Origin of the sequence: Paenibacillus sp. FSL F4-0097 (assembly GCF_038593125.1) — a bacterium.
In the GTDB taxonomy this organism is placed as follows: Bacteria; Bacillota; Bacilli; order Paenibacillales; family Paenibacillaceae; genus Paenibacillus_AQ; species Paenibacillus_AQ odorifer.
The window spans coordinates 3,633,867-3,647,120 of record NZ_CP151965.1 but is presented as its reverse complement, the minus strand read 5'-3'; the positions used below and the strand labels follow the sequence as shown (position 1 = coordinate 3,647,120).

The 13,254-nt window shown below is 44.6% G+C and carries 13 protein-coding genes; all 13 read right to left on the bottom strand.

Translation table 11 applies throughout. The features are described from left to right. Window positions 1-129: 129 nt before the first annotated feature. Window positions 130-2,088, bottom strand: a complete 1,959-nt coding sequence (locus MHH86_RS16270) for an AraC family transcriptional regulator (RefSeq protein WP_076316458.1) — start codon at window positions 2,086-2,088, stop codon at window positions 130-132. A 411-nt stretch (window positions 2,089-2,499) separates the two neighbouring features. Continuing rightward, window positions 2,500-2,775: a hypothetical protein gene (locus MHH86_RS16265; RefSeq protein WP_036677015.1), complete on the bottom strand. Its 276-nt coding sequence runs from the start codon at window positions 2,773-2,775 to the stop codon at window positions 2,500-2,502. Window positions 2,776-2,834: 59 nt separating this feature from the next. Further along, the gene (locus MHH86_RS16260; RefSeq protein WP_340891062.1) at window positions 2,835-3,386 is read right to left on the bottom strand and encodes an NADAR family protein; all 552 of its coding nucleotides are present in this window, start codon (window positions 3,384-3,386) and stop codon (window positions 2,835-2,837) included. Window positions 3,387-3,388: 2 nt separating this feature from the next. Continuing rightward, entirely contained in the window at window positions 3,389-4,276 is an 888-nt protein-coding gene (locus tag MHH86_RS16255) for an NUDIX domain-containing protein (protein WP_340891061.1), read from the bottom strand. A gap of 26 nt (window positions 4,277-4,302) precedes the next feature. Next, window positions 4,303-5,313 carry an AAA family ATPase gene (locus MHH86_RS16250; protein ID WP_340891058.1) on the bottom strand — a complete coding sequence of 337 codons (1,011 nt, stop codon included), beginning with the start codon at window positions 5,311-5,313 and terminating at the stop codon, window positions 4,303-4,305. Beyond that, complete coding sequence (pnuC, locus tag MHH86_RS16245; RefSeq protein ID WP_076213808.1) at window positions 5,310-5,990, bottom strand: nicotinamide riboside transporter PnuC; 681 nt, start codon at window positions 5,988-5,990, stop codon at window positions 5,310-5,312. The genes MHH86_RS16250 and pnuC overlap by 4 nt, the downstream gene beginning before the upstream one ends. 385 nt (window positions 5,991-6,375) lie before the next feature. Continuing rightward, window positions 6,376-6,828 carry an 8-oxo-dGTP diphosphatase gene (locus MHH86_RS16240; RefSeq protein WP_036677025.1) on the bottom strand — a complete coding sequence of 151 codons (453 nt, stop codon included), beginning with the start codon at window positions 6,826-6,828 and terminating at the stop codon, window positions 6,376-6,378. 33 nt (window positions 6,829-6,861) lie between these two features. Beyond that, entirely contained in the window at window positions 6,862-7,170 is a 309-nt protein-coding gene (locus MHH86_RS16235) for a hypothetical protein (protein ID WP_036677026.1), read from the bottom strand. A 62-nt stretch (window positions 7,171-7,232) separates the two neighbouring features. Then, window positions 7,233-8,885, bottom strand: a complete 1,653-nt coding sequence (locus tag MHH86_RS16230; protein WP_076316456.1) for a DUF6138 family protein — start codon at window positions 8,883-8,885, stop codon at window positions 7,233-7,235. 44 nt (window positions 8,886-8,929) lie between these two features. Continuing rightward, window positions 8,930-9,856: an ADP-ribosylglycohydrolase family protein gene (locus MHH86_RS16225; protein WP_036677031.1), complete on the bottom strand. Its 927-nt coding sequence runs from the start codon at window positions 9,854-9,856 to the stop codon at window positions 8,930-8,932. Between the two features lie 307 nt (window positions 9,857-10,163). Further along, window positions 10,164-11,105: an alpha/beta hydrolase gene (locus tag MHH86_RS16220; RefSeq protein ID WP_076223726.1), complete on the bottom strand. Its 942-nt coding sequence runs from the start codon at window positions 11,103-11,105 to the stop codon at window positions 10,164-10,166. 60 nt (window positions 11,106-11,165) lie between these two features. After that, window positions 11,166-12,218: an LLM class flavin-dependent oxidoreductase gene (locus MHH86_RS16215; protein WP_036677037.1), complete on the bottom strand. Its 1,053-nt coding sequence runs from the start codon at window positions 12,216-12,218 to the stop codon at window positions 11,166-11,168. A gap of 64 nt (window positions 12,219-12,282) precedes the next feature. Continuing rightward, window positions 12,283-13,152, bottom strand: a complete 870-nt coding sequence (locus MHH86_RS16210) for an NAD(P)-dependent oxidoreductase (RefSeq protein ID WP_076106684.1) — start codon at window positions 13,150-13,152, stop codon at window positions 12,283-12,285. Window positions 13,153-13,254 lie beyond the last annotated feature (102 nt).

Here is a 13,254-nt window from a genome sequence, read left to right as displayed (position 1 = left end):
CACCATGTACATGGTGAAGTTCACCGCCCCACGGCGTTTTTGTTCAGGCTTGTTTTTCATTACGCTTTCCTTTCCTTACCTACTGATAGTCATATTTGCAAAGTACTTCTTTTAACCTCGTCAAAATCCTTATTTAGCCATTGCCAGCAAATGATTTACAATATGATCAATTAATGCACTGGAAGTCATTATATCCGTGGACCAAGATAGCGATGTACCCACCGATATGATCCGGTTATGTTGCACAGCAGGTAGTGATTTCCAGACCGCATTATCAGTAGGAACTTCCGTATCCCCTATAGCGATTAGATAATCCCCTATGTAAGCAGCCAAGACCTCCATAGAGATATCTCCCCAATATTTATCTGCGTCAATAATATCAGTTTGAACTTTTGATGGTGCTTTCATTTTAAGTTCATTATAAACAAGCTCGCCAACCGCATGCTTGGCTCCAGCGATGTAGTTACTTTTATCACTGAATTCCCCCATAGTAATCGTCACGTCTGAAAGACCTGCATTCTGAAGGGCTAACTTCGCTTCTTCGATTTTTCCGGCATAAGCACTCAAAACAGCCTTAGCCTCTTCCTGCTTGTTCAAAACATCGCCAATAAAATGTATACGCTCTTCTGTAGTCATATCACCATAAGGGACATAAATTGTTGGGGCAATTTTGGATAAATCTTCATAATTTTCATCACCCCATGCTAAAATGATCAGATCAGGCTCAAGAGTCATGACATCTTCCGGCTCCATAGCTATTTTAATGGAGTCTGTAATCTGGTTAGCAAAAACAGCCTCTTTCCCGTCCCTTGCTGCTCTCGCCACACCTAGAGGAGTTACACCCAGGGCTACCACATCACCCACTAAGTAATCGACTACAACACGCTGAGGGTTGTTAGGCACCTTAACGTCACCCTTTACTGTGGATATCGTTCTCGTCTGCGAGACTGCTTCTGAAGCAGTCGTCTCTGATACTTCCGGTTGTGTCTGTGCAGGGTTTGGATTTACCATTCCCCCGTTATTCGATGGCGTTCCCGACGCACATGCCGACAATAACAGCATCAAGCTCATCGCCGCCGCCAAGATCATTTCTTTACTTCTTACTTTTCCAAACATGGTTGATTCCCCTTCTCTATAAGACTGGACTAGACCTGCTAGTTCCCTCTCATAGTAAAGAAAATGAGAATCATTATCAATACCATCAACCTGCATGGATAGTGCGTTTATTTTCCGATAATCACTTGGTGTCATCTTGTAATACTTCTTAAACATCCGAAACAGATTTTTCTCATCTGCAAAACCAGATCCTGTTGCGATCTCTTTAATGGTTGCTTCTGTATGCTTCAAGTCATGGCAGGCAGCTTCAATCCTTCTCTGAATGAGGTACTCCTGTAAGCTCATGCCTTCCTTCTTTTTGAACAGCCGCGTCAATTGCCCGCCACTGATCCCAAACATATCGGCAATTTCTTGAAACATAATCGGCTGCATGTAATGTTTATCGAGGTATATCTTGGCAGAACAAGCCGGATCTGGCTGGAGATACCGAATCTCACCACTCTCAAAATCTCTGTAGACCCCATGAATCAATTGATATAGAAAACTTTTGGCCTGCAGCTGATCCATCGCCTTGCCGCGGTTCCAGCCATTCATCATCTGTTGAAACCAATCGAGTAGCAAGATAGGATTACTTGGTGTATAACCAAACTGTTGAACAAATGGGTTCACTTCCTCCAGTAATTGCTGCAGGTGCCTCTTGAAAAAAAGAGGTAATTCTGCTTTATAAAACACCATAAAGGTCTTCACATTCTCCCCTATAGGTGAAATACTGAGCAGGCTCCCCTTCCCTCCGTGAACTAAACCAAAGCGTTCCATTCCAAATGTGGTTTCATTCAGTTGAATTTGTGCTTCTCCTCCACATGCATAGATAAACATGCTACTAGGCATTTTATACTGCTCCAACGGGTATTGGGACGCTACATTCTGAAAACGCACGTCTATTAATGTAATGATCGAACGTGTCCAAATATGGGCCATCGTATCGATCATCTCCGGTGTAAATACCTGGCTTGCTGCTGCTTCGTCTTGCATCTATCTGCGCTCCCTCATCTCACTTTTTCCATTTTATATATCACCTATCAATTGATATTGATTATCAATATCATAATTCATGAGGTAAGTATATCATCATTAAGTGACATTGGGGACAGGGGCCGAATAAATGTATAGAATCCTTATCTAGGATGCTTTCATGAACGGTCATCGTTGCATCAACCCCACCTTTAAACACAGATATCGTAAAAATGAACGTTTCAGCGGGCTTCCGCTTCGAGAAATTTAGAAGAACATCGAATCGGCAATCACAAGTTCTTGCCCTGAACAAAAGACAAGAACTTGTTCCAATAAAAAAAACCGCGCCCAGCGCGGATTCCAGTGAGACTATGTTCTTGTCCTCTGACCGGAGAATCGTTTCTCAATCTCAGCAGAAGATATAGTTTACAGCTAAATATCACGAAGCAGTGAAGTATTAAGCTCCGCTCTCCCCAAGTAGCCGCTGCAGATAACGGGGCGGTTAATGATTTCATACATTTTTTTAAGATCGGAAATGTACTCTTGGCTCCAAGTTTCAAACGAATCGAATTCCGCCATAGATATTTGATGGTACTCCGGGGAGTCGGTTACCCCCGTTAGGACCTCATATGCATAAATATTGTCACCAAACTTTCCTACAGATTGGTATCTACCTGTTTTCAGGCGGATATAATCGGTATATCTCACGGTCTTCCCTCATCCTTTCATTGATTTCATCATGTCTATTTTCTTAATCTTGTATAAATCTAACTCCGCAGCAACTCGTCCCGCGCTTCCGTCAGTGCGAACCCCAGCAGATTTCTACCCCGCCATTTCACGGGATTCTCCGCATCTGGATTGGACTGGCCCATGCCGATCCCCCAAATACGGTCCCGCGGGCTAGCCTCCACAAGGATGCGGTTCTTCGTCGAGTTAAGATAATCGTTAAGCTTCGGATTCTGCGAAAATTTGGCCAAGCTGACTCTTTTGACGATACCGTAACATTCCTTATCCCAAATATCTTTGTCAAAGTTTTGGACCGCACGTCCAAAAGCCTTCATCTCTTTTGGGTGCTTAGCTTTAAGGATGGACTTCAGCATTTCGTCATCGCCGAACAACCTTGCCTTTTCGGCCATCATAAACTGCTCGGCGCAGGAGTACTGCGTTCCCTCTACCGTGAACGGGCACATCCACCATTGGCTGAAGCAGCTTTTATCGACGCTCCCGTCCTTAGGCGGTGTATGTCCCCAAAAAAATACGAATTTGAACTTTTTTCCTTCGTTATATACTTTTCTTAACTCATCGATATTGTAAATCATCGTTAACCCTCCAAATTTCTCCGATATAAGCGGGATGGCCTATGCCCCGCATTTTCGGTATAATGATCGGTCTCCACTACAAGATCTACAACTTTACGCCGGAAGGCCGCCTTCAACAGCTCTTTATCCATAATTACCTCATACACCTGCTGCAGTTCCGTCAAGGTAAAAAGCATCGGCATCAAGTGCAGTGCAATATCGGTATAATTCACTTTTCCCCGCAACCGATCAATCGCGCATGCTATGATCTTCGCATGGTCGAAGGCCAATCCGTCATTCGATACGATCTCATAATCCGTGCCAGTCGATGTAGTCTTCGCTGTCATAGTCCTTGCCACGACCGCCGAAAGTTCTTCTTCTTCACTGCTTAGTTTGAGTTCGTACTCCAGCGTCTTGATGTATCCGTCCTCAATCAGCTCTTTTTGCTCCCGCAGCGGCCGATAGGATACCTTGAACCAGGCGGCGTCTGCTGCATCATCTCCTGCCTTAAGCTCCAACTTGTCGCTGTTGATCAGAGCCATATAGCTGCAGCTGATCACCCAGGTTCGTGGGTCGCGCCCGATATCACTGAACGTATACAGCTGTTCCAGATAAATGTCTTCCACACCGGTTTCCTCGCATAGTTCCCTTACTGCTGCCTGCTCAGTCGTCTCATTCGGCCGGACAAAACCGCCAGGCAGAGCCCATTTGCCCAAGAAGGGGTGAGCCCCCCGGCGAATAAGGAGGACGCGTAGCTCTTTTTCCGGCAGTTTGCGATAACTGTCAGCATCCTCTTCCGTCACAGTGAAAATAACCATATCCGTTGTCACTGAAGGCCGCTCGTAATCCCCTGCTCTGTATTGCTCCAAAAATTCGCGTTCCATAAGTCCATCCTTATCCAACAAATCCAAGTGGGTACGCCTCCTTTATATTTGATTTAACCGTTCAGCTCTCCGAAATAGTTTCCGTAGGGCTCGAACTTTGCCAACATTTCATCAACCTTGCGAATACGTTCCTCCAGGCTCCCCCGCAGCGTAATATAGGGGATCCGCCGCTCCTTCAAATCCGCGATAATCTGTTTATGAAACACATGCCGCTTCTGATCCCCACTGCGGTCCCAAGTATCGTCGTAAGGAATATCGTCAGCGCATAGGAAGAACAGATCATAACGTTGCGCGTTCTCAAGAGCGATCCGGGTTAACAGCTCTGGGGCCCGGCCGTGGTAATCCAGGGCGAACATATACGTCGTGATCGCATTGGTATCGACGAACAGAACCCGGTTCGCCTCAAGTATTGCCTGTTCTTCGCGCTCGATATGACCCACCGCGATTTCATCGAACGCTTCCAAGCCGATTCGGCGGTCCACCTGATGTTCGGTCCAATAATCGCGTCCGTATTCGTTCGCGAACGTCGTGCAATATCGCCGTGCCAGCGCTTCGGTGATCGTCGACTTCCCCGTCGACATCGCTCCAACGAACACCACTTTCGTGATCAAATCCCGGTACACGATATCACTTACGAACTCCCTGTACTTATATGGATTGGAACGGACCATCGTCGCTGAGATCGGAACCCGCTCTCGGGCTTCATCCACCCGCCGGTCTATTGCACCCAAAGAGAGACTCATATGTTTGCCGTAGAACTCGCTCGAGTAAAAATGCGTTACTTGCTCTCCGTTCAGCAAACCGAGTATATACTGTTCTTCCCGAATCTCATGCTCCCTGTCATCCGAATACCCGTCCGGACCGTCCCAAGCCTCGATTACCCGGACTTCCGGATAGAGCCTGCGAATCCAATTTGCCCGGACATGAAGCGGGATCGGGGTGACCGTCGTTTCGTAAATGACCAAGATCAATTCATCGACTTCTTGTAGTGCCGTCTCGATCATGAACTGATGGCCTTTATGCAGCGGGGCAAACTTCCCCAGTGTTAGTCCAAGCGTTTTCACGCCGCCACCTCCTTAGCCCCTTTATTCCAAATATAGTACCCGTATACTGCGTTGACCAGATACGCGCTCCACATCACGATCATCAGCAGGCCTTCTCCGCTACCCTCCAGCATACGAATCACCCACAATAGCACCGTAAAGAGATTTAGCACGATATAGACCAGCCATTGTTCCTTGAATCTTCTAACCATTAAGAAGGTCGCCCCAACAGACAGCACCGTCGTAGTAGCATCGATGTAAGGCGAGTTCTGTCCCGGAATGAACGAAAGACCAAATCCGAGGAGCAAGCAGCCGATTACACAGACCATCCCAACGAGGAGCAGTCTTCTAAGATCCATCTGCCTCATGGTCAGCCTACCGTCTTCTTGCCGATTACTTTTCCACATGTAGAAGCCAATGACATTCATTGGAACGAAGAATAACAGATTGAGCATAACCTCTCCAAACAAACCGTTAATATAGGCCAAATAAGCGTAACCGACTGTATTGTACATGCCGAAAACATAGCTCATCAGGTTGCCCTTCGCCGCAAGCACCACGCATAACACCCCAGTAATAAAAACCGTAAATCCGAATAAAGAGTCCTTTGTTATCACCGTAAACCCGACAGCGATTGAGGTAAACAGTACCAACCACGTAATTTCGAACAGATTCCAGCTACCCGCCACCTTTTTCATCTTGCATCCCTCCGCTTTTTCGACTCATTCATAGAGTGAAAAACATAAGTTTTACTTAGTATCATTTTGTTAATAACATATTGTTACTATCAAAAATAACAGAAAATCCTGTGAAGGGCAAGTAAATTCTTCCTATTTCTACAGACAGGTACTTATTCATTTGTAATGGTTCGTTATAGGATCAAGCATAAGCCCTTTGCTCTAGGGATAATTGAACTCCTCGCCAGTAAGGTATGCGTTTGGAAGTCCAGAAGGCTTCTCAACAGAACTAACTTTAATTGTGTGAAAATAAAAGAAAACCCCTAATAAAAGGGGTTTCCTCCAATCTTGTTCAACTAACGTACCAATAGGTGAACTGTTTTTTTAGGTATGTATTTTATAATTCTCACTCTATAAGGTTTACTATTCCGTCTTTATACTTAAATAAATAATCACCCTCTTTTTCTAAGAGAACAGGTAAATATTGAGCTACCATTTCAGCAATTCCTAAATTACTTGGGTTCAATATCCAATCAATTTGTTTCCAATCGAGAATACCTTCTCTCGTTATTTGTATGGGCTGATTTCCTAAATTCTTATCTACTTCGAATAAGTACAGATACAATCCATCTTTTTCCTCGCCATTTTTATCCCAGGTAATGATACCTTTTGAATAGTATTTGCTTACTTTAATACCCGTTTCTTCTAATACTTCACGTTTTGCACCATCATCAGCATTTTCGCCTACTTCATTTTTACCGCCAACACCGTTCCACACGCCCATAATTGGTGGTTTTTCACGATTCAACATTAAGATACGGTCGTCACTCTTTAAAAAACACACATTATATTGAAACACGAAATCATCTCCACAATTAAATTGTGCACTACATCAGATAAACCCGTCTTCGGGTTCACCAACATCAAATCCTAATACTTTTGTCGCTTCCAATTTAAATCTCTCTATCCAAGAATTCCAATCACCATTACTCATCTGTGCATAAAATGATAATCCACTTGGCTCTACTGAGGCCACAATAAAAATATCATCATCTTCCTGCCCGAACCAATAGGGAATTCCATTTTTATATCCTATCCAACCTGGCATACTCTCATATATATTAGTTACTTTATCCCAGACTTCATCTGATAGGTAATACCATATATTTAGATTGCAATTTTGAGAGGTTAGGTTACTCATTTGTGTCCCTCCTTTAGCCAAGATCTATTTCAGATCCTAGCTTCACTTATCTCTATATAGCATCAGCAACTTATAAGAGTCAGCAGCTCTGATAGAATAACTCTAAGCTCATGCTCCGTCTGCTCTGACTTCACGGCTTTTTCCAGCTTTGCTCGACTTCCGAATATCCGGTATAGAACCTGCTCCCGTTCATATATTTCTTTAGGAGACACCTCTCGAAGCAGCACTTCTGCTAGCTCGGCCCGATCGATCACGAAGTTTTTGACAGATCTTGCTTCCTCATTTCCTGCTAGCAGAATGTCTACTAGGACTGGTATAAGCTCAGCCTCTACACCGTGCGCATCAATAAAGGCCTCCGCATAACCATCCTGTATCATTTGGTGCTCCGTATCTACCATCTCCATATAACGAGAGATGAGTGAAAAATATTCCTTGCTATATAATCCTAATCCGAGTACAGCATAGGTACCAGGCATGACCGACTTTTCACCCGGATTTGTGTCCTTGTACCACGCATAGGGCTCCATAGCGATATTCGCATACGCAGCTAGCTTAGGATATAGAGCCGGATATGCGAGTGCACCAGCAAAAAACTGATGAAGACCTGATTTAGCCATTTTTTTTAGAGGAAGATAGTTCTTTTGTGTGCTTTTAAGCTTCAGGTAATATTCCTTCGGAAATCCTTGCTGCAGCAATTCGTTAATGTGATCTAATGCTTCTCCATAAGCTGTTTCCTCCTCGGTCAAAATCCGGATTTCAATGCTCTGGGTTACATCATTATTATCAACTTCAACACGGGTTCCTTTATATACTGGAGTGAATTTCCCGCTTCCCCCCTGAATATACTCCGCTGCGCGTTTTGAACCAAGCTGGACAGCAAGTTTCAAATATTGTTCCCGGATGTCCGGTTTCGTTTTTCCAATTTGCAGAGCGGCATATACAAAAAAGGAAAGTTGATCTGCATTCGGATCCATAAGCGCCATATTCTCTTTAGGTATCCAATCCATTCTAAAGCTGCCTGTACGCACAAAATGGCGAGGAAGAAAAACATTCTGAATCCAATCATCCATAGCCGAAGTATACTGGCCAGTCCATTCGTCTAAGCGTCCCCTATTACTTCTGAGCTTGTCGGACAAACGCTCTATTAATGGGCCAACCGCATTCTCTTCCTGCTTCAAAAGATCAGGATTCATCAAGTGATGAGAAAAGAAAAACTGGTCATCAACACTCGGCAATACCGGAAGATCAGACATGATTTTGGATGTTATAAACTTCTGTAATGATTGGCGGAGTTCGTTCAGCTTCTCTTCGTTTACCAGATGCACGCAAAGCGTTAAGTCTTCGTCTTCCATTTCAAAGGAAAGTACGATCTGGAATCGGTAATCAAAAAAACGAGGACCTAGTTTATCTGATAAAAAAAGCTCCTCCACTCTCTTGCATAATGCCGGGTAAAGTTCAGATCTAATTAATTCATCCGTGAGCTCGGCGATATAAGGACCTGCTTCGATTTCATAAGAGCTGTCCGTCCAATCAAGCGGTTCTTCAACATCAATATGTATTTTTCCTTCACGCCAAGCTACTTGGAGATAATCCTTTATCCCAGCCTGAAGCTGACGATTGCCTATGAATTCATTTATTCTTATAGTCTCTTTGTTATATATGGTCATCATCTCGCTCCACACATCGTTTAAAAACCTCTGTACTGCTGCGTTCATTCCCACTCCTCCTCATAGTTAATGCTAATAGAACTTAGTACTCCTCATGCAGATTGAAGACGGAGCAGCAGTTGATCAACCAGATCTGTCTCTCGCAGCTGGTTGATCCAGCGCTGAGGGATATGCTCATAGCCATATCGGATTCCGGCAAGACCGCCTGTGATACAGGCCGTTGTATCCGTGTCGTTGCCTAAGGCAACTGCTCGTTTGACGGCATTTTCGTAGGAAGTGCAGGTTTGGAGGATCATACATGCACTGAACAAGGAATCCACGACATAACCAGATCCTTCGCCATAGAATACTTTATCAGGCTGAATGTTCTCTTCAAGCTCCCGTTCATGCTCAGGCATCTGCTGGTAGATCTTTCGAAGCTTGCTAAGAGCAGTTCGGTAGCACAGATTGAAGTCTTGCTTTTGCAACAGTTCACGTGCAATTAACACATACAAGGCACAACATACCTGATTACAGATATGTCCATGAGTTACAAGGCATTGAGTATGTGCGTTTTGAACGAGCTGCTCGTCTGTTCCTTTATGCCACAAGGCAAGTGGTAGCACGCGCATCAGCGCTCCATTCCCTTTCCCATCAGGAACCGTATTGCCACTCTCGTAAGGGGACATTCCATGGTAATAAGTAGTCAGCGTACGACTGGTTTGTATCCCAATATCAAAAACTTGTTGGGCTACTGCCCATCTACCTTCGTGATACCAATCGACCAATTTGTCTGCAAAATCAGTTAGCTCCAGTGTACCTTTATCGATCAGACTCTCCAGCAGACATAGTGCCTGCGCACCATCATCCGACCAGGTGCCTGCAGGGACATCTCGGTAGGTGGGCTGAAAGCCCACAGGAGGAGTAAACTCAATATGCTTCAGAGGTGGGAGCTGCTCCGCTGATCTGAATTCATAGGGGACACCAAGAGCATCTCCAATCAATAAGCCGTAAAGCCCACCCTTAATTTTATCCCACATGTTGTATTCTCCTTATCACTAGATATAATTTGGATCAAGTAGCCTACAAATATATAAGCCTACCCTATCAATATTTAAACTGTTTTGCATCATCTAAATAAAAATTGAAAAAATAAGCTTCCAATGAACAATACGATAGTAATCTAAGCCTTTTTTAAAATCAATAATATATAACAAAAGATGAGGCTGTTTTTAAAAATCAACAACCTCATCTTTTTTATGAATCTTTCCCGAATAATTACGTGTCTCTACTTAAATAACCAATCAAGTTTTTCTGCGTATTCGCTGTTTACTTTAGTCTCAGTAATTAGTTAGGGTGAAGTGCCCGGGCCATCGCATCCATATAGCTCTGAACAGCGCGCTGACTCACTTCTGTTTCTGGAGCGAAAATTTCGAAAAGGTGAAAACAACCGGGATACAGGTGGAATTCAACATCTACACCTGCTTGTGCAAGTCGTGCCACATACTCCATTGTCTCGTCTCGGAATAGATCGAGCTGACCTATACAAGTATAGGCTGGCGGCAAACCTGCCAAGTTCTCCGCTCTCGAGGGTACTGCATAAGTAGATTCTCCTCTGCCAACGCTCTCCTCGCCCAGGTACATGTTCCAAGCTGCTATGTTGTCTGTTCGGTTCCAGATTGCGCCTGCTTCTGTAATCTCATGACTGGACGGTGTGATGTTACGGTTGTCAAGCATCGGGTATAATGGCATTTGGAAAATAAGAGAGGGTCCTCCTTTATCACGCGCCATCAGCGCGAGTGCTGCTGTCAGTCCGCCACCACCGCTAGCACCGGCAATTGCAACCCGATTCACATCAATGCCAAGCAAGGCTGCCTCCTCCGTCATCCATACCAATCCAGCATAACAATCTTCGATCGCCGCCGGATAAGGATGCTCGGGAGCAAGCCTATAATCAACCGATACGACAATACATTCAGCTGTCTGAACAAAACGTTCGCATAATTCGTCGTCCATATCCGGATGTCCTAACACGTATCCGCCCCCGTGAATCCATAGCATGGCAGGTAACAAGTCATTCGTTCGCCCGGCAGGTTCATAAATTTTCACCAGCATCTCGCCTCCATCCCTCGGGATTTTGCGACTGGTTGTGTTTACATGCTCTGATCCTTTCACGGATGCAGCTGACACTAAGCTCCTGCTCCACTCTAAATTCTTCTCCAATTCAAACCCAGGAAATTGTGAATAAACCTCTCTTAATTCTGGTAGTATACGTGTTTCATTACTCATGATAATCCCTCCAAATAAAATAATGAATTCGTTCGTTTACGTTTTATTCATAGATAATCCTTATCCCATTTGAGCTTCCCACTTGGCAATTTCCTCTCGTACTCGCGGCGCAACCTCTGTACCGAGCAGTTCTATAGCCCGCATAACCAACTCATGCGGCATCGTACTTAAGGGAACATACATCATGAATCGTGTAATCCCTACATGCTTACGCAGATGGATAATTTTTTGGGCGACTGTTTCCGGATCCCCTACATACAGCGCACCATCAAAGCGTCGGGCAGCATCATAGCTGGAACGATCATAGTACGCCCACCCCCGTTCTTTACCGAGCTTATTCATACCGTACTGGGTAGACGGAAAAAAGAGTTCTGCCGCCTGTTCCGTATCTTCTGCAACAAATCCAATGGAATGTGAACCTACCTGAAGCCGCGAAACATCATGTCCGGCATGAGCTGCCGCCTTTTTATACAGTTGTACAAGCGGCGCAAAATTGGTTGGATTTCCACCGATAATCGCCAGGACTAATGGCAGACCCAGAAGTCCTGCACGTACGGCAGACTCCTGAGTACCGCCGCTACCAATCCATACGGGTAAAGAGTGCTGAACAGGGCGCGGGTATACACCCAGATTATTTATCGCTGATCGATGTCCTCCACTCCATGTTACTTTCTCAGATTCCCGTATTTTCAGAAGCAGCTCAATGTTTTCATTAAATAAATCCTCATAGTCATGCAGGTCATAACCAAAAAGCGGAAAAGATTCAACAAAGGAACCCCGGCCCGCTATAATCTCGGCACGTCCATTGGATAAGCCGTCCAGCGTGGCAAAATCCTGAAACACACGGACAGGATCAGCTGATGAAAGGACCGTCACAGCACTCGTCAATCGAATCCGCTTTGTTAGGGGGGCCGCAGCAGATAACACCACTGCTGGTGATGAAGCTGCATAATCTTCACGATGATGTTCACCTATGCCAAACACATCTAGTCCTACCTGATCCGCAAGGACGATTTCTTCGACGACTTCACGTAATCGTTGTGCGTGACTCATCACCACTCCGGTCTCAGTATCTGGCTTTGTTTCTATGAACGAAGTAACACCTATTTCCATAGTTAATCTCTCCTTATATTTTCTCTTGCGATTTGTCCGACATCATCGGTGACAACCCAATTTCTTAAGAAGAATGCTCAAGACAACGGATTAAAGCCGTCCAATCCAACTCACCATAACCATTGGCAATTCCCTCAGACAAGTGATGGTGGATAAGCTGACCTAAAGGTAGAGGAGTTTGAACGGACTTCGCTGCCTCAATAGCCAATGCAACATCTTTTAACCCAAGCTTCATTTTAAAACCGGCCGGTTCAAAGCGCTGTTCGCTCATGATCGCTCCATAGTTCTGATATATTGGAGACTGAAAAAGAGCATTTACAACATTCATAAATTGGGACGAATCAATACCGTGCTTTTCTACCATTAGCTGCACTTCTGACAAAGCTTCCAGCATTGAAGCAATTAGAAAGTTAACGCCAATTTTTACAACGTTCCCTTCTTCGCCGTGATCCCCAATCTCTACTATCTCTTGACTCATTGCTGTTAAAACGGGAAGTACCCGTTGTCTTGCTTGTTCCGGACCAGCTAAAATAATACGCAATTTAGCTTCTTTAGCGGCATCTGGGCGCCCCATCACCGTGGCAGACACAAAGTGTTGCTTTCGCTCCGCATGCGAGACGGATAATTTTCGAGCCAGATCTACGCTGATTGTACTGGCAGAGATGTGAATTCCATTTTCCGATAATCCATTCAGAACACCATTCGGTCCCTCGACGACCTCCTTCAAAGCAGCATCATCAGAAAGCATGGTAATTACAAGATTGCCTTCTTTCACTGCCTCTAGCGGTGTTTTGGCATATCGTGCTCCCTGTTTCATTAAGGGTTCAACTTTTTCAGGGGTCCGATTAAAGATGACTAATTCATAACCCGCTTTCAATAGATTTTGGGCCATTGGTAGCCCCATATTTCCAAGCCCAATAAACGATACTTTCATTAGACACCTCTCCTTATTTTGATGGGCTTCTCAATAACGGAATGATCGTTCCGAAATAATCAAAAAAAATATAGTCTAACATATACTCTTCAATTATCACCT